The sequence below is a fragment of the Serinicoccus sp. CNJ-927 genome, assembly GCF_001942435.1.
In the GTDB taxonomy this organism is placed as follows: domain Bacteria; phylum Actinomycetota; class Actinomycetes; order Actinomycetales; family Dermatophilaceae; genus Ornithinicoccus; species Ornithinicoccus marinus.
This window is the reverse complement of the sequence record NZ_MKKF01000049.1, coordinates 133,503-154,855: the sequence shown is the minus strand read 5'-3', so window position 1 is coordinate 154,855 and position 21,353 is coordinate 133,503. Positions and strand designations below refer to the sequence as shown.

Genomic DNA, 21,353 nt, shown 5'->3' with positions numbered 1-21,353 from the left:
GGATTGCCGCGCGTCGGCGTCGGCACGGCATACCGTGGGAGCCGTGATGCGTACAGACCTGGCCCTGGCAGCCCTCGCGAGCGCCGCTGTCCCGGGGATGAAGCCGGTGGCCGTGGCGGGGATGGGTGTCGAGCCGGGCGAGGAGACCGAGCTCCAGCAAGCGGTCGTGGAGGACGCCACCGGTCGGCGCTGGCTGGTCCGGTCACCGTTGTCCGCCGTGACCGGCGCGAGGTTGCGCCGCAACGACGAGCTGGTGCGACAGCTCTCGCGCCACGTGCCCTTCAAGGTGCCCGCACCCGTGGGCTACGCGGCCGTCGGTCAGGAGGGCCACGCCGCGGTCTATCCGCACGTCGAGGGGTCGACGCTGGACTTCGCCCAGCTCCCGCCGGGGACCGGGCTCGCCCACGCGGTGGGTCGTGCCCTCGCGGCCGTCCACAACATCCCCGTCGCTGTCTTCGAGCAGCAGGACGTGCCGTACTTCGACGCCTCCGGCTGCCGTCAGCGGCTCATCTCCGAGGTCGACCGGGCCGCCGAGTCCGGACGGGTGCCGACCCGGCTGCTGGCGCGGTGGGAGGAGGCCTTCGACGCGGCCCCGCTGTGGCAGTTCGCCAGCACCCCCGTCCACGGCGCGTTCCGCGGCGGGACGGTCGTGGTGGCCTTCGCCGACGACACGGCCGACAGCGGCAGGGTCGTCGCCGTCACCGACTGGGACGAGGCGATGGTCGGCGACCCGGCCGCGGACCTGGCCGACCTCTACAGCCGTGCCTCGCCCGAGGCCTGGGACGCCGTGCTGGACAGCTACGCACTGGCCCGCGCCCAGCGCCCGGACCCCTACCTGCACGCCCGGGCCCGCCTCCTCGCCGAGACCCGGAGGTTGCGCGGCCTCGCGCATCACGTCTCAGTGGGCGACGAGGATGCCGCCCGGCGGGTCGTCGAGGCGCTGCGCCGGATGGACCGGCTCACCGAGGACGAGGACTCCCTGGTGCCGGTGACGGCGCGCGGCGCGGGGACGGCCGCCGTGACGACGGGCGGGCACGCCTCGTCGGCGGCGTCCGATCCGGAGGACGCCGGCCCGAGCGCGGACGACCCTGGGATGGACGGGCCGAAGCCGCAGCACCTCGACGGCTCCGTGGGCGATGACAGTGTCGAGACCCAGACCGCAGCCGAGGTCGAGAGCGAGGTCGAGGCCGAGCCCGAAGTCGTCGAAAGCACGGGCGACGACGACGTCGACAGCACGGACGACGAGGACGACGCGCTCGACGACCCCGGTCTCGACGACACGGCGCAGCCCGATCCCTTCCTGGACGACGGCGACCCGCACCCGCACCCGGACGACCGGTCCTCCGAGCCCGACACGGACATCACCGCGGAGGTCCCGATGCCGGAGCCGCAGCGGATCCAGCAGGAGCCCCAGGACGACTCGTCGCCGGGAGCCGAGGACGGGCCCAGGCCGGATGCCGACGAGGACGACTCCACGCCGGGAGCCGAGGATGGCTCCGCGCCGAAGGCCGACAGGCGCTCATCCGGCGAGGAGCTGCTCGACGACGACACCCGACTGCACGACCTCTACGGCATGCCGCCGGAGGAGGACCCCCGCAGCTGATGGGGGTCGTCGACCAGGAGCTCCTCGAGCACGTCCTCGGTCGGCAGCTCCGGACGGACCGTGGTCCCCGTCGCCGCGTAGAAGAAGGCTGCGCCGACCTCCTCGACCTCCCTCCCGGTCAGTCGTGCGAAGGCCAGCCGGTAGACGGCCAGCTGGAGCGCACGCACCCGCTGCTGGTCGGGGCTCCCTGGTGAGCCCGTCTTCCAGTCGACGAGGGTGACCCGACCGTCGCCGTCGTCGAAGACGGCGTCGATCCGACCGGCGACGGTGGTCCCGGCCACCGTGGTCTGGACCGGGACCTCCACCGCGACCGGGGTGCGGTCGGCCCACTCGCTCGCGAGGAAGTGTTGTCGCAGCCCGCGCAGGTCCGGCGCCTGCGTCGATCTCGCCCCGGCGTCCAGGTCGTCGAGGTCGACGAGGGTCGCCGAGGCGTAGTGCTGCTCGACCCAGGCGTGGAACTCCGTCCCCACCCGCGCGTGCGGCGCAGGTGGGGTCGGTAGCGGACGACGCAGCGCCTCGACGAAGGCCGCGCGGTCGGCGGCGAGCTCCACGACAGCAGAGGTGGACAGGTGGGCCGGGAGGGACACCTCGGACTCCGGCTGGTGCCTCCGGGCCCGTTCGGCCAGGAGCAGACGGACCGTCGACTCCCACGACTCCTCGTCGGGCTCGACGGTGCGCGTCGACTCTCGGGTGGCGTGCTCCGCCACCAGCGCCGCCGCCACGTCCTGGACCGCCGCCCGTCGCTCGTCGCGGACCATCGGCCGGGGCCAGTCGGCACTGAGCTGCTCGTCCAGACGCGGGTTGCGCATCTGCGCCGGCTCGTCCGGGTCGGGCAGGTCTGCCCACGGACCGACCCGGACGTCGGGCCGGGCACGCAGCTCCTCCAGGAAGCGGGAGGTCACCCGTGGGCGCAGCCCGGTCGACCAGACCGGTGCGGTGAGGAGCAGTCGGTGCCGCGCCCGGGTGAGGGCGACGTAGGCCAGGCGGCGTTCCTCCTCGACGGCGTAGCGCCCCTGGGCGAGGTAGAGCTCCTCCAGCCGGGATCGCAGGTCGCGGGTGTGCACCACCGAGGACCAGGCGATGTCGGGGCGGCCGGCCCGGTCACCGCGCAGCGGCGTGGGAAGCTTGCCGATCCCGACGAGCCAGCCCTTCTCCGCGCGTGGCTTGACCCGCCAGGTGCCCTCGCGGTGCTCCGGCGTGGTCCGACCCGCCGGAAAGGTGCCCTCGACCATGCCCGGCACCGCCACGACGTCCCACTCCAGACCCTTGGCCGCATGCACGGTCAGCACCTGCACCGCCGCCGTGTCGACGGACACCTCGGCCAGCTCGGGCACCTCGGCATCCTCCAACCCGCGCTCGTGCTCGCGAGCCGCGTCCAACCAGTCCAGGAACCCGCCCAGGCTCACCCGCTGGGCGCTGTGCGCATAGCCGGCCGCGACCTCCGCGAGGGCGTCGATCGGCGCCCTCCCCCAGGTGGGGTGCAGGTCGGGATCTGCCGCCACCTCGATGTCCAGCCCCAACAGGCGCTCGCTCTCGACGACGAGGTCGGCCAGCGGCAGGCTCGTCAACGAGCGCACCCGCCGCACCACCTCCGCCAACCACGACACCCGGCGTGCGCCGGTCTCCGACATCCGCTCGCCGCCGGGCCCGGCCCAGCCCTCGCCGGGCGGTCGCTCCACCGCCTCGGCCAGCACGGGGGCATGGTCACGCTCCCCCGGCACCGCGCCACCGCTCCGGGCGAGCTCGCCGGCCCTCGCCCACAGGGCGTCCACGTCCGCGGCACCGAGCCGGCACACCGGCCCGGCCAGCAACCGGATCAGCTGGTCGCCGCGCGTCGGCTCCTGCGCCACCCACAGCAGGGCGACGAGGTCGAGCACCTCGGGGGTGTCGAGCAGTCCCCCGAGGCCCACCACCTCCACCGGGAGGCCGCGGCGGCGCAACGCATCGACGACCGGGGCGAACTGCGAGCGGGCCCGGCACAGCACCGCGGCGGTGACACGGGACGAGCTCTCCCACCGCTGCCGCACCCAGTCGGCCACGTGCTCGGCCTCGACGACGTGGTCGGTGAGGCGGGCGACCTCGAGGAGCCCGGGCCCGGCGCCGGGACGGGCGCGCAGGGTCTCGACCGGGACCGCGGCCTCCTCCCGCAGCGGCGCGGCGACGACGTTGGCCGCGTCGAGCACGGCGGCGTCGTTGCGCCAGGACGTGCTCAGCTGGAGCACTGGGGCAGGCACCCCCTCGAGGGCGAAGTCGCGCGGGAAGCGTGTGAGGGTCGTGGCGCTGGCCCCGCGCCAACCGTAGATGGACTGGTGCGGGTCGCCGACCGCGGTGATCGGCAGCTCCCGGCCCGCGAAGAGGGACGTGAGCAGCACCATCTGCGCCTCCGAGGTGTCCTGGAACTCGTCCAGCAGCACTGCCCCGTAGCGTGCGCCCTCCATCTCCGCGACCGCCGGCACGTCCCGCGCCAGTCGGGCCGCGAGCGCCATCTGGTCCCCGAAGTCGAGCGCTCCACGCGCCGTCTTGGCCTGCCGGTAGGCCTGGACCACGGGATAGAGCAGGGCCTGCCGACGCAGGTCGGCCGCGAGGTCCCGCCCGGTCTTGAGCGGTCGTCCCTCGTGCGGGAGGTCCTCCACCCGGCGGGCCAGGTCGTGCAGGAAGGCGTGGGCGTCGTCAGCCTCGACAAGGTGCTCGCCGAGCTCGGCGGACAGGGAGATGACCGCACGGACAACGGTGCTCGCTGCGCTGGTCATGCCGCTCATGTCGCCCGTGTAGCGGGTCACCACGTCGTGGGCGAGCTGCCAGCAGGCGGCCTCCGACAGGAGCACCGCGTCCGGCTCGACGCCGAGCCGGAGGCCGTGCTCGGTCACGAGCCGACCCGCGTAGGCGTGGTAGGTCGAGATGGTCGGGAGGTCGAAGCCGTCCGTGCCGGACGCCTCGGTGCCCCCGGGGGACCACACCCCCGCCTCCCGCAGCTGCCGCAGCCGGGACGTGAGCCGCGACGCCAGCTCCAGCGCGGCCTTGCGGGTGAAGGTCAGGCCCAGCACGTCCTGCGGACGGACCAGGTCGTTGGCCACGAGCCACAACACCCTGGAGGCCATCGTCTCCGTCTTGCCGGAGCCGGCCCCGGCGACCACCACCCCGGGACGCAACGGCGCGGTGATGACCGCCGACTGCTCGGGGGTCGGCTCCGGGGCTCCCAGCGCCGAGGCCAGGTCCTGCGGGGACCACCGCGGCTGCGCCGTCGTCATCGTGAGGCTCCTTCGGGCTGGAGCGGGCAGGCGAAGCGCGCCGGGCAGCGCCGACAGCGACGCTCCAGGTCGCGCGCGGTGAACCCGGCGCCGGCCATTCCTGCGGCAGCCTCCCTGATCGTGCGTCTCGCGTGGGCCGGGTCGTCCGCCTCGCCCAGGGGTGGCTGCGCCTGCTCCACCGCACCTGAGGCGCCGAGCTGCACCAACCGGGCACCGCCGCTGCGGGAGCCGAGCTCACCGAAGGCGCCCTCGGTCACCGCCACCTGATAGGCCGCGAGCTGCGCGTGCTGCTCCACGTCGGCCTTCGGCACCGGGGTGCTCCCGGTCTTAAGGTCCGCGACGACCAGGGCGCCCTCGCTGGTGCGCTCCAACCGGTCGACGGCCCCGACGAGACGTGCGTCCCGGCCGCGCTCGCGATCCTGGTCGTCCGCAGCACCGAGCAGCACCGACAGGTCGAGCTCGCTGCCGACGAGCTCCCGGCCGGCGGCCCGCGCCCGGGCGACGTAGTCGGCATACCTCTCCAGCATCCGTCGGGCGTCCTGCTGGGCGCGCTCCGAGACCCACCCCTCCACCAGCCCCAGGTCGTCCCAGCGCCGGTCCAGCTCGGCGGTGAGCTCAGGCACGGAGGCGTCCGGGGTATGGGCCACGATGTCGTGGACGAGGGTGCCGAGCTCGGCGCGGAAGGCCTCACCGGTCTCCGCCCCGCGCGAGGTGAGGAACCATCGCAGCTCGCAGTCCCGGAAGGTCTGCAACCGCGAGGGTGACACCCGCACCGGCCCTTCCGGGCGCACCGGTGCCGTGCTCGAGGTCTCCCGCAGCGTCCACCACGCGGCCGGGTCCGCACCCGGCACGTCCTCGACGGCGAGCCGCCGCAGCAGGCCCACGGCGGCGTCCCGGGTGCTGCGGTCCCCCTCGCGGTGCGACCGCACAGCGGCCCGCCGTAGCTCGGCGACCAGCCCGCGCAGCGTCATCGGCGGCGGCACCTCCGCGGGCGGGCGCTCCCGGAAACCCGGCTCGACCAGGTCGAGCAGTCCCGAGGGCTGGTCGTCGGTGGAGGCGACAGCGGTGACCAGCAACCCCTCGGTCGGCCGGCTCACCGCGACGTGGAACTGTCGCAGCTCGTCCGCGCGCACCGCCGCCTGGGCGGCACGCCAGGCCTCCGGACCGGCGACAGGCCGCCCGTGGACCGCCGACACCAGCGCCTCGGCACCCAGCAACGTGTCGCGCAGCCGCAGGTCGGGCCAGATGCCGTCCTGCACCCCGACGACGGCCACCCGCCGCCACCGACGCCCTGCCGCGGCATGGGGGGTCAGCACCTCGACGGCCTCGGTGCGACGCGCCCCCTGGACCAGGGTGTCGGCAGCCAGCTCGGCGCTGCGCACGGAGTCCAGGAAGGACCGTGGCTGGGCGCCGGGCAGCCGCTCCGCGTAGGACTCGGCGGCCTCGAAGAGCACCAGCACGGCATCGAGATCGCGGTCGGCACGGGCTCCGAGCGCTCCCCCGCCCGCGGCCTGCCGGCTCCAGGACGCAGCCAACCCGCTCGCCGACCACAGTGCCCACACGATCTCGTCCGGTCCGGTGACGGCCTGGCCCGAGCCCTCGCCGCGACCAGGCGTGGACCCGCCTCGCACGACCGCCTCCCGGCCGGCGTCGAGGAGCCGACCCACCCGCGCGACCGGCGCGAGCTCCGGGGGCAGGTCGGCCGGGGCGGCGCTGCGCAGATCAGGGTCGTTGACCCGCAGGGCGACCAGGTCGTCCGCGCGTCGCAGACCGCCTGCCGCGAGCTCGGCACCCCGCAGCGAACGACGCAGCCGACGCAGCCCGACCGGGTCCATGCCCCCGAGCGGGCTCTGCAGCAGCTCCAGCGCCTCCTCCGGGTCCACGCTCCAGCCCGGTCCGACGCCGGGGGCCTCCCGGGTGACGATGTCGAGCGCGAGCAGCAGCGGTCGCGCCGCCGGGTCCGACCCGATCGGCACCGAGGACCGGTCCACCCGCACGGGCACCCCGCCCGAGGCCAACGCACGACGCACGGCGTCCTGCTGCTGCACGCTCCGGGCGATCACCGACAGCTCCTGCCAGGGGACACCCTCCACGAGGTGGGCGTGCCGCAGCCACCGCGCCACCAGCGAGGCCTCCTGGGCGGCGCTGCGGGTGATCCGCACCGATCCCGTCCCCTGCTCGTCGCCGCTGATCGGTCCGCGGTGCCGGGCGTCCCCGACGAGGCCGATCCGCTGCGCGACCCGGTCGACCACCTCGCCCACCGCGCCGCTGGTCCCGTGCCGCACCCCGAGCGTCTCCCGTGCCGGGCCGGCCTCTCCCGCCCATCGCTCACCGAGCTCCAGGAAGGCGCCGGGGACCGCGCCGCGGAACCCGAGGACCGCCGCGTCCGGGTCGCCGACGAGCACGCTGTCGACACCTGCGGGTCGGACGACGTCCAGGAGACGTGCGGCCGAGGCCGTCAGCTCCTGCGCGTCGTCGACGCCCACGAAGCTCACCCTCTCGTGCACGACGGCGCGCAACGACTCGTCGCCCTCGAGGAGTCCCGCAGCCGCGGTGCAGATCCACGCAGGGTCATAGCTGCCGGGGTCGGCCAGTGCCGTGACCTGGTCGTACTCCTCCAGCACCTCCCCCGCGCAGGCCCACTCGGGCCGCCCGTGGACCCGGGACAGGTGCTCCAGGTCCGCCCGGCCGACCCCGTGCTCGACCGCGCGCATGAGCAGGTCCCGCAGCTGGTCCCGGAAGCCGGTGGTGCGACGGGCGAGCTCGAGGTCAGGGGGCCAGGACGGGCCGGTGCCGCTCTCCTCGTGCCCGGCGAGCAGCTCCCGCAGCACGGCATCCTGCTCCGCCCCGGAGATGAGCCGCGGTGCCGGCTCGTCCGCCCGCGCAGCGGCCAGCCGGAGCACGGCAAAGGCGAGGGATGCCGCCGTCCGGGCCAGCGGCTGGGTGTGGGTCGCCCCGAGGCCACGCGCGATCGCGGTGCGGACCCGGCTCGCCGACTGCCGGGTCGGCGCGATGACGAGGCAGTGGTCCGGGGCGAGGCCGGCGGAGATCCGCTGCTGGACGTGCCGGACCAGCACAGTCGTCTTGCCCGTGCCCGGTGCCCCCTGCGCGACGAGGACGCCGTCGCGGTGGGCCACCACGCGTTCCTGGGTGGGGTCGAGCGCTGCGCTCGGCCCTCGGTCGGTCACGGACATGACTCCATCTCATCACCCGGCGGAGACAGACCGTCCCCGCCGGGTCCTGGGACGTAGACTGATCTCTCGAAGAAGGAGAGGGACCCGTGACCAGCCCCCCGCCCCGTGACCGCAGGCTGCGCCTGCCCCGCGACGAACGCCGTGCCCAGCTCCTCGGTGCTGCCCAGGAGGCCTTCGCCGAGTCCGGCTACCACGCGACCGCGATGGACGACATCGCCGTCCGTGCCGGCGTGAGCAAGCCCGTGCTCTACCAGCACTTCAGCAGCAAGCTCGACCTCTACCTCGCCGTCGCGGAGTCGGTGTCGGACGAGGTCGTCCGCACCATCGACAGCGCCCTCGACACGGGTCAGACCAACCACGCCCGCATCTCGGGGTGCCTCAGCCAGTTCTTCGAGTTCGTCGAGTCGCCCTCGTCGGGTTACTCGGTCCTCTTCCAGTCGGACATGGCGTCCGAGGCCGCGGTGTCGGCCATCGTCGAGCGGACCCGCCGGGCGTGCGGCGAGTCCATGGGACGGGTCCTGGCCGAGGAGACGGACCTGTCGTGGGACGAGTGTGTCCTGCTGGGCACCGCCATGGCCGGTATGGCCCAGGCGGCGGCGCTGAGCTGGTACAGCCGCCGCGACACGATGGCCCGCGAGCGCGTGCTCGAGCTGCTCTCGACCATCGCGTGGCGCGGCTGGGGCGCGGTCCCCCCACGGACGACGTCCGTCGCCCAGGGCTAGGCTGGCGGGGCACGGCCCGACCGGGTCGTCGCCACCCGAGCATGTCGTGGAGGTTTGTCGTGGAGGTCCGCATCGGTGTCCGTGACGTCGGGCGCGAGGTGACGTTCGAGTCCGCCCAGACCCCGGAGGCGGTCCGCCAGGCCGTGACCGAGGCTCTCACCACCCAGGCTCCGGTCGTGGAGCTGCAGGACGACAAGGGACGGACCGTCATCGTCCCCACCACGACCCTCGCCTACGTCGAGATCGGCGCGCAGGACAAGGGTCGGGTCGGCTTCGGGAGCCACTGACCGGCGGCACGCCGCCGGACAGGCCGCGTCACGGTTCGGTCACGAGTGCGCAGACACGCGGCGCCCGGAGTGGCGCCTGTGGTGTCTGCGCACTACCGTGAGCGCGGCTCATCGACCCGTGCCCGCACGACCGATGGGCCACCCGGGACGGAAAGCCCCGCCCGGGAGGCTTTTGCGAAAGGGGCATTCCCCATGATCACGACCATCATCGTCGCACTCATCGTCGGCTGCATCGTCGGCCCGCTCGCCCGGCTCATCCTGCCGGGTAAGCAGAACATCTCCGTCCCCATGACCATCCTGCTGGGCGCCGTCGGCTCGTTGCTCGGCTCCTTCGTGGGATCGCGGTTCCTCGGCACCAGCGGCGCGCAGTTCAGCTTCTGGGGTCTCATCCTCGGCACGATCTTCGCCATCGTCGCCGTGCTGGTCTACGGCGCCATCACCGGCCGCAAGGCGGTCAGCTGACTGACCCTGCCCGCCCCCGGAGGGCGAGCACAGGCCGCGGCGGCGCGTCACCCACCGGGGGGCGCGCCGTCGTCGTGCGTCCGGGGCTGCCCGGCCAGCGGGTAGACTGACCTGTCGTACACCGGTGCCCGGTCGGCCGTCCTGCCACGAGGAAGCAGGCGGCGTCGTGGGTCGGGCGTGGCGCCCGACCTCCCCATGGATCGTCTCCGATCGGCCCGGACCGTCCCGCCGCACGGCGCTCGGACGGCCACCCGATCGAGAGGATCACCCATGCAGGAAGACCGCGCGTTCGCCGACTTCGACCTCCACCCCGACATCGTCCGTGCCTTGGCCGACGGAGGGATCACCCACCCCTTCCCGATCCAGGCCATGACCCTGCCCGTCGCCCTGTCCCGCCACGACATCATCGGCCAGGCCAAGACCGGGACCGGCAAGACCCTCGGCTTCGGCCTCCCCCTGCTCCACCACGTCGTCGCGCCGGACGACCCCGAGTTCTCCGCCCAGGAGCGCCCCGGCGCCCCGCAGGCCCTCGTCGTGGCCCCCACCCGCGAGCTCGCGGTGCAGGTGGCGGGCGACCTCACCAAGGCCAGTGCGCACCGGGGGATCCGGGTGCTGACGGTCTACGGCGGTCGCGCCTACGAGCCGCAGATCGAAGCCCTGCAGCGCGGGGTCGAGGTCGTCGTGGGCACCCCGGGCCGGCTGCTCGACCTCGCCTCGAAGGGTCATCTCAGCCTGGCGCACGCCCGCACCGTGGTGCTGGACGAGGCCGACGAGATGCTCGACCTGGGCTTCCTGCCGGACGTCGAGCGGCTGCTGGCGCTCACCCCCGCCGGTCGGCACACCATGCTCTTCTCCGCGACCATGCCCGGCGCCGTGGTCTCCCTGGCCCGTGGCTACATGACGCAGCCGACGCACATCCGTGCGGTCAGCGAGGACGGCGAGGGCCACACCGTCGCCGCCGTCGAGCAGTTCGCCTACCGGGCGCACGCCATGGACAAGGTGGAGATGCTCGCGCGCATCCTGCAGGCGGAGGGACGTGGGCTGACCATCGTCTTCGCGCGCACCAAGCGGACCGCTGCCAAGGTCGCGGACGAGCTGGCGGACCGTGGCTTCGCGGCGGCCGCGATCCACGGCGACCTGGGCCAGGGCGCGCGCGAGCAGGCGCTGCGGGCCTTCCGCACCGGCAAGGTGGACATCCTGGTCGCCACCGACGTCGCGGCCCGCGGCATCGACGTGGAGGCCGTCACCCACGTCATCAACTACCAGTGCCCCGAGGACGAGAAGACCTACCTGCACCGGATCGGCCGCACCGGCCGGGCCGGCGCCACCGGTGTCGCGATCACCTTCGTGGACTGGGACGACATGCCCCGCTGGGGGCTGATCAACAAGGCCCTCGACCTCGGTTACCCGGAGCCGGAGGAGACCTACTCCTCCAGCCCCCACCTGTTCGAGCAGCTCGGCATCCCGGAGGGCACCCGGGGCACCCTGCCCCGCTCGGCCCGGACCCGCGAGGGGCTCGGCGCCGAGAAGGTCGAGGACATCGAGGCGCCGGGCAGCGACCACCGGCGCGGTCGCGGGGGCCGCTCGGGAGGGCGCCGCGACCGCGGTGGCCAGGGCGGCCGCGGCCGCACCGGGCAGCGCGGCGGCGAGCGCTCGGACCGTCAAGGCAGCAGGACCAGCACGACCACCGAGTCCAGCGGCTCGGGACGTCGGCGTCGCCGCCGTCGGACGACGTCGGGTCAGGGGGACGCCCCGAGGAGCTGACCCGCGGTCTGCTCCAGGAGCGCACGCAGCACCTCCACCGAGGTGGTGTGCTCCCCGAGCCGGTTGGGCTTGCCGCTGCCGTGGTAGTCGCTGGACCCGGTCGGCAGGAGGTCGAGCTGCCGGGCGAGGCGAGCCGCCCGGTCGCGGTCCTGCGGCGTGTGGTCGCGGTGCTCCACCTCGATCCCGGCAAGCCCCGCGGCAGCCAGCTCCTCGAGCAGCGTCTCCGGCAGGGTATGCCCGCGCGCGGCGGCGAAGGGGTGCGCCAGCACCGGGGCGCCACCCGCGGCCCGCACCAGCTCGATGGCCGCCGTCGGGGACGGTGCGTAGTGCGCCACGTGGAAGCTGCTGCGCGAGTGCAGCACGTCCGCGAAGGCGGCGTCCCGGTCCGGGAAGCTGCCCTGGCGCACGAGGACGTCGGCGATGTGCGGCCGGCCCAGCGAGCGCACGTCGCCCGCCTGCGCCAGCACCTCCTCCCAGGTCACCGGGTAACCGGCGGACTCCAGCCGCCGCACCATGCGACGAAGCCGACCCGTGCGGCTCTCCCGGGTCCGCGCCAGCTCGGCGGACAACGCCTCGTCGCCCGGGTCGGGCAGGTAGGCCAGGAGGTGCACCGACCGTCCTTGCCAGCTGCAGGAGATCTCCACCCCCGGCACCACCACCACGCCGTGCTCCCGGCCGGCGCGGTCAGCCTCCTCCCAGCCGGACACGGCATCGTGGTCGGTCAGTCCCAGGACGTCCAGCCCCGTCGCCGCAGCTTCCCGCACCAGGTCGCCGGGCGTCTGCGTGCCGTCGCTGTGGGTCGAGTGCGTGTGCAGGTCGACCCGGGCGGTCGGCGAGAGGCGCGGCATGGAGGACACGGTAGGCGGTGACGCCGACCGGTCATACTGGGACACGACCGACGACGACGGACCGGGCCCATCCCGGCACGTGACGCGCCACGCGCGCCCGAAGGAGAAGCATGACCACGACCCGAGCCTCCCTGCGCACCGCCGGAGCCGCGAGCCTGCTGGCGGTGCTGTCGCTCGCCGCGTGCGCCGACGAGGAGCCGGTGAACGAGCCCCCGGCGACGAGCAGCGCGACCGAGGAGTCGGCCGCCAGCGAGGAGCCCAGCGGCGACGACGCCGAGCAGACCACCGCGGCGGACGAGTCGTCCCAGACCGAGGAGGCCGCCGCCACCAGCGAGCCGGAGGAGCCCGAGGAGCTGGAGCTCGGTGCCACCGACGACACCTTCACGGTCACGCTCCCCGGGACGTGGGAGGACGCCACGGCCACCGCCCAGGACCAGACCGAGGCCACGGTGCTCGCCGGCCGCGACGCCGAGCGGGTCGACGACTTCTACACCAACGTGGTCATCACGCAGGAGGAGTACGTCGGCAACCTCACCTCCGCCGTCGAGCAGGCCGCGGAGGACCTCGCCGGGGAGGACGGCGAGTACGAGCTGCTCGAGCCCGCCGAGGTCGACGGCAACCGGGCTCCCGGCTACACCCTGGTGCGCGAGGTGCAGGACGCGACGGTCCACCAGACCCAGCGGTGGGTGTCGCACGAGGGCACGCTCTACGTCGTGACCTTCTCGGCGGTCGAGAGCCAGGCCGAGGACGCCGCGCCGGTGCTGGACGACATGCTCGCCAGCTGGACCTGGACCGACTGACACCGTCTGCGGCCGGACGGCTCAGGCTCCCGCGACGTAGGTCCCGCGGGAGCGGCGGCGTGCCCGCAGGGCCGCGGGGTCGAGGCCGAACTTGCGCCGCGCGGTGAAGCTGCCGATGGCCAGGCCTGCGGCCAGACCGAGGCCGGTGGCCACCGCGCTGACGAAGTAGAGGACCGCCCCGGGGATGACGGCCTCGTTGTTCTGCATGATGAGGTAGAGCGCGCGGTAGACCGCGAGCCCGGGCAGCAGCGAGACGATCCCTGCCGTGGCGATGGCGTCCTCGGGCACCCGGAAGACCTTGAACGACGCGAAGGCCAAGGCGCCCACCACCGAGGCCGCCACGGCGACAGCGGCCGGCGCCGCCAGCCCCAGGAAGAGGCCCGCCTCCAGCACCAGCCAGGCACCCGAGGCGATGACGATGCTCAGCCCGATGACCCGCACGCCGGAGTAGGTGCTGAGGCAGAAGCCGAGCGCGATGAGCGCGGCGCCGATGGTCGAGATGAGCGGGGTGCCACCGAGGGCCACGAAGGGCGCGGCCTCCATCGAGACCCCGAACCGGCGCGCGATGCCGAGCACGAGCGCCACGCCCACGGCGATGCCGAGCGTCATCATGACCACCTCGAGACCGCGGGCACCGGCCGTCACGTAGTAGCCGTCGATGGCGTCCTGCGCCGCGCCGAGCACGCTCAGCCCGGCCAGCAGCACGACGATGCCGGAGATGACCACGACCGAGGGTCTCTCCCGGCCGACGGCATACATCACCAGCCCGATGCCGGCGGGTATCGCGGCGCTGATGACCTGCGTGAAGAAGGCCGCGATCCCCCAGACGTAGAGAAGTCGTTGCACCCGGTCCACCAGCGCCGCGGAGGCTGCCGCGACCAGCCACATGAACGGCCCGGCGCCGTAGAGCATGACCACGCCCACGGACATGATCGCGGCGCCTGCGGTCACCACCCAGCGACGGTAGGGGTGCGGTGAGGAGAGCAGGGACACGAGCCTGGTCCGCGCCACGTCGACGTCCATCACCGTGCCGATGCCCGCCTGGGCCTGTTCGGCGGAGCGCTCGATGTCGTCGATGTGCCGCTGGACCGCCTCCATCCGGGTGTAGTCCGGCGAACGGTCGGGGATGACCCGCATGACGGTGAGCGAGTCCTCGTCGACACCGCGGTGCACCGAGACCGCGATCGAGGTGTAGGTGATGTCGATGTGCATGGAGCTGATGCCGTAGGCCTGCCCGAGCCGCAGGACCGCCGCGACGCAGTCCGCCGCCGAGGCACCGGTGGACAGCAGTGCCTCCCCCACCCGCAGGGCCAGGTCGCAGACCGCCCGGGCATGCCGCTGAGTCGCCTCGTCCGCCGCGATCGACGTGCCGATGGCGGTGGTGGGCGGCGAGCTGGAGCGCACCACGCGCACCGCCTGGTACTTCAGCTGCCGACCGAGGCGGGCCGCCGGGATCAGCTGCGGACGCCCGATCCGCTGCGGTCCGGTGACGATGCCGGGCATGCTCGTGTAGGGGGACTGGTCGCTCATCGGGGGCAAGCCTAGGGCCGGCGGCTGACCGTTCGCTCGGTGTTCGCTGGGCACCGCCTACGATGGCCACCGTGAGTGAGAAGCAGCACCAGGCAGAGCACCGCAACCGTCCCACCGGCGAGGCCTTCATGGCCTTCATGCGCGAGGGCTGGGCCCCCCGGTCGACCGAGCTGCCGGAGCTCACCGAGGCGGCGCGGTATGCCGCCGCCCGCCGCGAGACGCTCTCGGCCGCCTTCCCCGGGGAACGGCTGGTCGTGCCGGCCGGAGGGCTGAAGATCCGCAGCAACGACACCGACTACGTCTTCCGCCCGCACAGCGCCTTCGCCCACCTCACCGGCCTGGGTGCCGACCGCGAACCGGACGCGGTGCTCGTCCTCGAGCCCGCCGCCGACGGCGAGGGCCATGAGGCGCACCTCTACTTCGTGCCGCTCGCCGACAGGGACAGCGAGGAATTCTTCGCCGACTCCCGGTCCGGGGAGTTCTGGGTCGGGTCCCGCCCGACGCTCGCCTCGGCCGCCGCGGAGCTGGGTATGCCCACGCGTCACCTGGCCGAGCTCCCGGACGCGCTGGCCAAGGACGTCGGCCCCTCGGGGCTGGCGGTGCGGGTCGTGCGGGACGCGGACCGGGAGGTCGCGCAGCAGGTCGACGAGGTGCGCGCGCAGGCCGGGCTGGGCGAGCAGGCGCAGGTCGAGGCGAGCACCGAGGCGGACCTGGAGCTGGCGCGCACGCTGTCGACGATGCGGATGGTCAAGGACGACTGGGAGGTGGCGCAGATGCAGGAAGCGGTCGACGCCACCGCCACCGCCTTCGACGCCGTCGTGGAGCACCTGCCCGAGGCGGTCCGGCGAGGCCGCGGCGAGCGCTGGGTCGAGGGCGTCTTCGGGCTGCACGCCCGGCACGCCGGCAACGGGGTCGGGTACGACTCCATCTGCGCCGCCGGCGACCACGCCACGACGCTGCACTGGATCCGCAACACCGGTGACGTGCAGGAGGGCCAGCTGCTGCTGCTCGACGCAGGGGTCGAGACCGACGCGCTCTACACGGCCGACGTCACCCGCACGGTCCCGGTCTCGGGCACCTTCACCGAGCCGCAGCGCCGAGTCTACGAGGCCGTGCTGGAGGCGCAGGAGGCGGGCCTGGCCGCGGTGCGTCCGGGGAACCGGTTCAAGGACGTCCACGCCGCCGCCATCGAGGTCATCGCGCGGCACCTGCTCGACTGGGGCCTGCTGCCGCAGGACGTGACCCTGGAGCAGACGCTGGACGCGCAGGAGGGGCAGTTCCACCGCCGCTGGATGGTGCACGGCACGAGCCACCACCTCGGCATCGACGTGCACGACTGCGCGCAGGCGCTGCGTGAGGACTACGTCGAGGGCGAGCTGCGCGAGGGCATGGTCCTCACCGTCGAGCCCGGGCTCTACTTCAAGGCCGACGACCTGCTCGTGCCCGAGGAGCTGCGCGGGATCGGGGTGCGGATCGAGGACGACGTGGTCGTGACCGCCGACGGGTCGCGCAACCTGTCCGCGATGCTGCCGCGGACGGCGGACGAGGTGGAGGCCTGGGTCCGCTCCGGCGGCCGCCGCGGCTGAGCGCGACGAGGCAGGCCGGCGGGGCGGCCGCCGTCGAACCCGCTCAGGTGAGCCTGGACCCCAGCAGGTCCTTGGCCTGCTCGACGAGCTTGTGCTCGGTGAGGACCTCGTAGCGGGTCGCGACGACCTGGGTGACCGAGGTGAAGTCGCGCCGCCCGCGGGTGAAGGCATACCCGATCAGACCCCAGACCAGGCCGAAGACGGCACCGAAGAGCGCCGTCCAGCCGATCGTGAGCAGCGTGTCGCCCGGACCGGCGAAGAGGGCGAAGACGAGGCCGACGAAGAGCCCGAGCCACACCCCGGACAGCGCGCCGCCCAGCGCGACCCGGCCGGTCGTCAGGCGTCCGGTCACCCGCTCGACCTGCTTGAGGTCGGTGCCGACGATGAGCACCTGCTGGACCGGGAACTCGTGGTCGGAGAGGTAGTCCACGGCCTCCTGCGCCTGCTCGTAGCGGTCGTAGACGGCGATGCTCTTCGGGTAGTCGAGGTCGAGCGTGGGGCGCGCCATGGGGCGCCGGGAACCGGTGGGAGTGCTCACCTCGCCATTGTGCCAAGCCGCCCCGACCACCGCGACCGGCCTCGCCGCGCGGCCTCCCCACCGTCGTATTCTTCATCGCGTGAGCACCCACCGCGTCTTCGTCGCCCGCCTGGCCGGCCTGAGCGTCTTCGACCCGCTGGGTGACGAGGTCGGACGGGTGCGCGACGTGGTGGTCACCCTCACCGGTCGGGCCGCCTCCCACGGCCCGCGCGCCATCGGCCTGGCGGTCGAGGTCCCCGGCCGCCGCCGGGTCTTCGTGCCGATCACCCGGGTCACCTCCATCGACGCCGGGCAGGTCATCACCACCGGCCTGGTCAACATGCGCCGCTTCGAGCAGCGGGCCGGGGAGACCCTCGTCGTGGGCGAGCTCTTCGACCGGCAGGTCACCGTCAGCGACGGGGACGACCGGCTGCCGGCCGTGGTCGAGGACGTCGCCATGGACCAGCAGCGCGGGGGCGACTGGCGGCTGACCAAGGTCTTCGTCCGCAAGGGCCGCGCCGAGGCCCCCCGCCGGGGGCTGCTGCGGCGGCGGCGCGGGGAGACGCTGCTGGTGGACGTCGAGGCGGTCGACGGGCTGCAGGAGCAGGGTCCGCCGCAGGCCGCGACCGCGCTGCTGGAGGCCTACGAGGACCTCAAGCCGCCCGACCTCGCCGAGGCGATCCACGACCTGTCGGCGAAGCGTCGGGCCGAGGTGGCCGACGCCCTGGACGACGAGACCCTGGCCGACGTCCTGGAGGAGCTGCCGGACGACGACCGGATGCAGATCCTCACCCACCTCGCGACCGAGCGTGCCGCCGACATCCTCGAGGCGATGCAGCCCGACGACGCGACGGACCTGCTCTCCGACCTGCCCGAGGAGGTGCAGGAGGAGCTGCTGGCGCTCATGGAGCCGGACGAGGCCGCCGACATCCGGCGGCTGCTGACCTACGACGAGAACACCGCGGGCGGCCTCATGACCACCGAGCCGGTGATCCTCGGCCCGGAGGCCAGCATCGCCGAGGCGCTGGCGCTGGTGCGCCGCGAGGAGATGCACCCCGCGACCGCGTCGCTGGTCTACGTCACCCGGCCCCCGCACGAGACCCCCACCGGTCGGCTGCTGGGCAGCATCCACATCCAGCGCCTGCTGCGCGAGGCCCCGCACCAGCCCGTGGGCTCCATCCTCGACACCGACATCGACCCGGTGGCTCCGGGCGCCAGCCTGGGCGTGGTCACCCGGGCCCTGGCGACCTACAACCTCGTGGCGCTCCCGGTGGCCGACCCCGAGGGGCGGCTGCTCGGCGCGGTCACCGTCGACGACGTCCTCGACCACATCCTTCCCGACGACTGGCGCGAGTCGGACCTGACGGAGGCCGGGGATGTCTGAGCCGACCCGACACACGGCGCGCTCCCGCGGCGGCTCCCGGCGGGGCGAGGAGACCAAGGGCGCGCGGCTGGACCAGCCCCTGGCGAAGCAGTCGCGCTGGATGCCGCAGGCCCGCATGGACCCGGAGAGCTTCGGGGCCTTCGCGGAGCGCTTCGCCCGCTTCATGGGCACCGCACGGTTCCTCGTGTGGATGACCCTCTTCGTGCTGCTCTGGATCGCCTGGAACACGGTCCTGCCGGCCGGGGCCCGCTTCGACCCCTACGCCTTCATCTTCCTCACCCTCATGCTCAGCCTGCAGGCCTCCTACGCCGCGCCGCTGATCCTGCTCGCGCAGAACCGGCAGGACGACCGCGACAAGGTGCAGATGGAGCAGGACCGCTCCCGCGACGAGCGCACCCAGGCGGACACCGAGTTCCTCACCCGGGAGGTGGCCGCCCTGCGGCTGGCGATGCGCGACGTGGCGACCCGTGACTTCGTGCGCTCCGAGCTGCGGGACGTGCTGGAGGAGCTGCGGGAGCAGGACGCGGTCGCCGAGGACGCCGCCGACCCGTCCGCGTCGGGGCTCGACCGGCGACCTTCTCGCGACTGACCGGCGCCTCACCGCACGCCCACCGCCGGCGCGCGACCGCCGTCCGGGTGCCGCGCCGGGGCACCTACCATGGAAGGCATGTCCGCCCCCAGCACCGACGCCCTGCACGCTGCCCTCGCCCGGGTCAACGACCCGGAGATCAAGAAGCCGATCACCGAGCTCGGCATGCTCGAGGCGGTCGACGTCACCGACGAGGGCCACGTCCAGGTGACCGTGCTGCTCACCGTCCCGGGGTGCCCGCTCAAGGACACCATCACGCGGGACGTCACCGCCGCCGTGACCGAGGTCGAGCACGTCACCGGTGTCGACGTCCGGCTCGGGGTCATGAGCGACGAGCAGCGCGGGGCGCTGCGTGACCAACTGCGCGGCGGGCAGACGGAGCGGGAGATCCCCTTCGCGCAGCCCGACTCGCTGACGACGGTGTATGCCGTCGCCTCCGGCAAGGGCGGCGTCGGGAAGTCCTCGGTCACCGTCAACCTGGCAGTGGCGATGGCTGCCGAAGGGCTCCGGGTCGGGGTCGTGGACGCCGACATCTACGGCTTCTCGGTCCCCCGGATGATGGGCGTCACCCAGCCGCCGACCCAGGTCGACGACATGATCCTGCCCCCCGTGGCCGAGCCGAGCGGGGTCAAGGTCATCTCGATCGGGATGTTCGTCCCCGGCAACCAGCCGGTGGTGTGGCGCGGGCCGATGCTGCACCGGGCGATGCAGCAGTTCCTCGCCGACGTCTACTGGGGCGATCTGGACGTGCTCCTTCTCGACCTGCCGCCCGGCACCGGCGACATCGCCATCAGCGTCGCCCAGCTGCTCCCGAGCAGCGAGCTGCTCGTCGTCACCACCCCGCAGCAGGCCGCCGCCGAGGTGGCCGAGCGGGCCGGTGCCATCGCGCTGCAGACCCACCAGCGCCTCGCCGGGGTGATCGAGAACATGTCCTGGCTGGAGCTGCCGGACGGCACCCGCACCGAGCTCTTCGGCAGCGGCGGCGGCCAGGCGGTCGCCGACTCGCTGTCCCGCTCGATCGGCGCGCAGGTGCCGCTGCTGGGGCAGGTACCCCTGGACGTCACGCTGCGCGAGGGCGGCGACCTGGGGTCGCCGGTGGTGGGCGCCGAGGGTCAGCAGGACTCCCCCGCAGCGACCGCGCTGCGCGGCGTGGCGCGGCAGCTGGCCCGCCGTGGTCGCGGTCTGGCGGGCCGCAAGCTCGGCATCACGCCCACCGCGCGCGTCTAGGTCGCGTCGAGGTCGAAGGGGGTCGGCAGGCTCGGGTCGTGGACCGGCAGCGCCGGCGTCATCCGCGCCGAGACCGGCTTCTCGTCAGGCTCGTCCCCCCGCGCGCCTCGGCCGCTCGACGAGCCCGACGGGGGCTCGCTGAGTGCCTCGCGTACGATGCGGCGCGGGTCGTACTGCCGGGGGTCGAGCTGGCGCCAGTCGATGTCGTCGAAGCCCGGCCCGAGCTCGTCGCGCAGCTGCCCCTTGGCGCCCTCGGCCAGGTCCCGCAGGTAGCGCACGCCCTGCCCGAGCTTCGCGGCGTAGCCGGGCAGCCGGGTCGGTCCGAGGACGAGCAGCGCGGCCAGCACGAGGAGCAGGATCTCTCCCCCGGCGAGGTTCCCGATCACGCCTCTCCTCCGGTCGCAGGGCCGCCGCAGCGGCGCGCGGCGGCCTGCACAGCCTACCTACCCGCCCGAGCCGGCGAGGGTGACCTCGACGGTGCGGCTGCCGTCGTCCCCGTCCCGGATCTCCAGCTCGACGGTGTCTCCGACCGCGTAGGACCGGAGCACCACGATGAGCTGCTGCGAGTCACGGATCGTCGTCCCGTCCACGGCGAGGATGACGTCTCCCGGCCGGATCCCAGCCAGGTCGGCCGGTCCCCCGGGCACGACCGGCGGGTCCTCGCCGGCGGCCTCCTCGAGCACCCGGGCGCCGTCGCCGGTATACGTGAGGTCGACCAAGACGCCCATGACCGGGTGCTCGCTGGTCCCGGTCTCGATGAGCTGGGTCGCGGTCCGGTCGGCCTGCTCGGCGGGGACCGCGAAGCCGAGCCCGATGCTGCCGGAAGGCCCGCCGAAACCGGCCGCCTGCGGCACCTGGGCGATCGCCGAGTTGACGCCGACCACCTGCCCGGAGAGGTCCAGCAGGGGGCCGCCGGAGTTGCCCGGGTTGATGGCGGCGTCGGTCTGGATGGCGCTGATGTAGCTCGTGCTCTCCTGCGTCTCCCCGGCCACCACCGGCCGGTCCTTGGCCGAGACGATGCCGCTGGTGACGGTGCTGTCGAGCCCCAGCGGGGCGCCGACGGCGACGACGGTCTGGCCGACCCAGAGGGTGTCGGAGTCGGCGAAGGCGAGCGGGGCCAGGTCGGTGCGGTCCACGCGGAGCACGGCGATGTCGTAGGCCTGCTCGGAGCCCACCAGCTCGGCGTCCATCGGCTCCTCGCCGGGCAGCTCGACGACGATGGGGTCGTCCTCGCCGGCGACCTCGATCACGTGGTGGTTGGTGAGCAGGTAGCCGTCCTCCCGGACGACGAAGCCCGAGCCCAGCCCCAGCTCGCCGTCCTCGCCGATGGAGATGAGCGCGACGCTGGGCAGCACGGCCTGCGAGAGCCCGCTGATCGTGCCGTCGGCCTCCACCGGTGGCGGTGGGGCTGCCGCCTCGTCGTCGACCGAGGCAGACTCTGCCGCCGGCACCTGCTCCTCCGGCACGCTCGTGGTGTCCAGCCGGTCGGCCAGGACCGCACCACCCATCCCCCCGAGCAGACCGCCCAGCACGGCGACGACCACCACGGGGGCGAGGCTGCGAGGACCGCTCATGGCAGTCGATTGTGCCAG

At 73.8% G+C, this 21,353-nt stretch carries 17 protein-coding genes; 10 read left to right on the top strand and 7 right to left on the bottom strand.

What is annotated here, in order from left to right:
- Nucleotides 1-46: 46 nt before the first annotated feature.
- On the top strand, nucleotides 47-1,603 hold the full coding sequence (locus tag BJF86_RS14035) for a phosphotransferase (RefSeq protein ID WP_237768242.1): 1,557 nt from the start codon (nucleotides 47-49) through the stop codon (nucleotides 1,601-1,603).
- Here BJF86_RS14035 and BJF86_RS14030 read toward each other — a convergent pair.
- Together BJF86_RS14030 and BJF86_RS14025 are read right to left on the bottom strand one after the other, a co-directional pair.
- On the bottom strand, nucleotides 1,567-4,851 hold the full coding sequence (locus BJF86_RS14030) for an ATP-dependent helicase (protein ID WP_075819837.1): 3,285 nt from the start codon (nucleotides 4,849-4,851) through the stop codon (nucleotides 1,567-1,569). The genes BJF86_RS14035 and BJF86_RS14030 overlap by 37 nt on opposite strands.
- Nucleotides 4,848-8,045, bottom strand: coding sequence for a UrvD/REP family ATP-dependent DNA helicase (locus BJF86_RS14025; protein WP_075819835.1), 3,198 nt, complete (start codon nucleotides 8,043-8,045; stop codon nucleotides 4,848-4,850). The genes BJF86_RS14030 and BJF86_RS14025 overlap by 4 nt, the downstream gene beginning before the upstream one ends.
- An 86-nt stretch (nucleotides 8,046-8,131) precedes the next feature.
- Between BJF86_RS14025 and BJF86_RS14020 the strand changes: the two genes are divergently transcribed.
- The 4 genes from BJF86_RS14020 (at nucleotide 8,132) to BJF86_RS14005 (ending at nucleotide 11,280) form a co-directional block, all read left to right on the top strand.
- The gene (locus BJF86_RS14020; protein ID WP_075819833.1) at nucleotides 8,132-8,767 is read left to right on the top strand and encodes a TetR/AcrR family transcriptional regulator; all 636 of its coding nucleotides are present in this window, start codon (nucleotides 8,132-8,134) and stop codon (nucleotides 8,765-8,767) included.
- Between the two features lie 59 nt (nucleotides 8,768-8,826).
- A complete protein-coding gene (locus tag BJF86_RS14015; protein WP_022925049.1) occupies nucleotides 8,827-9,054 on the top strand; it encodes a DUF3107 domain-containing protein in 228 nt (75 codons plus the stop codon).
- 192 nt (nucleotides 9,055-9,246) lie between these two features.
- Nucleotides 9,247-9,516, top strand: a complete 270-nt coding sequence (locus tag BJF86_RS14010) for a GlsB/YeaQ/YmgE family stress response membrane protein (protein WP_187344350.1) — start codon at nucleotides 9,247-9,249, stop codon at nucleotides 9,514-9,516.
- Between the two features lie 270 nt (nucleotides 9,517-9,786).
- Nucleotides 9,787-11,280, top strand: coding sequence for a DEAD/DEAH box helicase (locus BJF86_RS14005; RefSeq protein WP_075819831.1), 1,494 nt, complete (start codon nucleotides 9,787-9,789; stop codon nucleotides 11,278-11,280).
- On the opposite strand, the gene BJF86_RS14000 is transcribed toward BJF86_RS14005, so the two are convergent.
- The gene (locus BJF86_RS14000; protein ID WP_075819829.1) at nucleotides 11,256-12,128 is read right to left on the bottom strand and encodes a PHP domain-containing protein; all 873 of its coding nucleotides are present in this window, start codon (nucleotides 12,126-12,128) and stop codon (nucleotides 11,256-11,258) included. The genes BJF86_RS14005 and BJF86_RS14000 overlap by 25 nt on opposite strands.
- A 110-nt stretch (nucleotides 12,129-12,238) precedes the next feature.
- Here BJF86_RS14000 and BJF86_RS13995 point away from each other — a divergent pair, with 110 nt between their 5' ends.
- Complete coding sequence (locus BJF86_RS13995) at nucleotides 12,239-12,928, top strand: DcrB-related protein (protein ID WP_075812806.1); 690 nt, start codon at nucleotides 12,239-12,241, stop codon at nucleotides 12,926-12,928.
- A 21-nt stretch (nucleotides 12,929-12,949) separates the two neighbouring features.
- On the opposite strand, the gene BJF86_RS13990 is transcribed toward BJF86_RS13995, so the two are convergent.
- A complete protein-coding gene (locus BJF86_RS13990; RefSeq protein ID WP_083653130.1) occupies nucleotides 12,950-14,458 on the bottom strand; it encodes a threonine/serine ThrE exporter family protein in 1,509 nt (502 codons plus the stop codon).
- 71 nt (nucleotides 14,459-14,529) lie between these two features.
- On the opposite strand from BJF86_RS13990, the gene BJF86_RS13985 reads away from it, so the two are divergent.
- Nucleotides 14,530-16,044 carry an aminopeptidase P family protein gene (locus BJF86_RS13985; protein WP_075819919.1) on the top strand — a complete coding sequence of 505 codons (1,515 nt, stop codon included), beginning with the start codon at nucleotides 14,530-14,532 and terminating at the stop codon, nucleotides 16,042-16,044.
- Between the two features lie 43 nt (nucleotides 16,045-16,087).
- Here BJF86_RS13985 and BJF86_RS13980 read toward each other — a convergent pair whose 3' ends face one another.
- Nucleotides 16,088-16,582 (bottom strand): general stress protein, encoded by a 495-nt coding sequence (locus BJF86_RS13980; RefSeq protein WP_083653129.1) that lies wholly within the window; start codon nucleotides 16,580-16,582, stop codon nucleotides 16,088-16,090.
- 79 nt (nucleotides 16,583-16,661) lie between these two features.
- On the opposite strand from BJF86_RS13980, the gene BJF86_RS13975 reads away from it, so the two are divergent.
- The 3 genes from BJF86_RS13975 (at nucleotide 16,662) to BJF86_RS13965 (ending at nucleotide 19,761) form a co-directional block, all read left to right on the top strand.
- A complete protein-coding gene (locus BJF86_RS13975) occupies nucleotides 16,662-17,945 on the top strand; it encodes a magnesium transporter MgtE N-terminal domain-containing protein (protein ID WP_075819825.1) in 1,284 nt (427 codons plus the stop codon).
- The gene (locus BJF86_RS13970) at nucleotides 17,938-18,534 is read left to right on the top strand and encodes a DUF1003 domain-containing protein (protein WP_075819823.1); all 597 of its coding nucleotides are present in this window, start codon (nucleotides 17,938-17,940) and stop codon (nucleotides 18,532-18,534) included. The genes BJF86_RS13975 and BJF86_RS13970 overlap by 8 nt, the downstream gene beginning before the upstream one ends.
- 78 nt (nucleotides 18,535-18,612) lie before the next feature.
- Nucleotides 18,613-19,761 (top strand): Mrp/NBP35 family ATP-binding protein, encoded by a 1,149-nt coding sequence (locus BJF86_RS13965; RefSeq protein WP_075819821.1) that lies wholly within the window; start codon nucleotides 18,613-18,615, stop codon nucleotides 19,759-19,761.
- Here the strand turns inward: BJF86_RS13965 and BJF86_RS13960 are convergent.
- Complete coding sequence (locus BJF86_RS13960; RefSeq protein ID WP_083653128.1) at nucleotides 19,758-20,147, bottom strand: Sec-independent protein translocase TatB; 390 nt, start codon at nucleotides 20,145-20,147, stop codon at nucleotides 19,758-19,760. The genes BJF86_RS13965 and BJF86_RS13960 overlap by 4 nt on opposite strands.
- Before the next feature lie 57 nt (nucleotides 20,148-20,204).
- The gene (locus tag BJF86_RS13955) at nucleotides 20,205-21,335 is read right to left on the bottom strand and encodes a S1C family serine protease (protein ID WP_083653127.1); all 1,131 of its coding nucleotides are present in this window, start codon (nucleotides 21,333-21,335) and stop codon (nucleotides 20,205-20,207) included.
- Nucleotides 21,336-21,353: the final 18 nt, after the last annotated feature.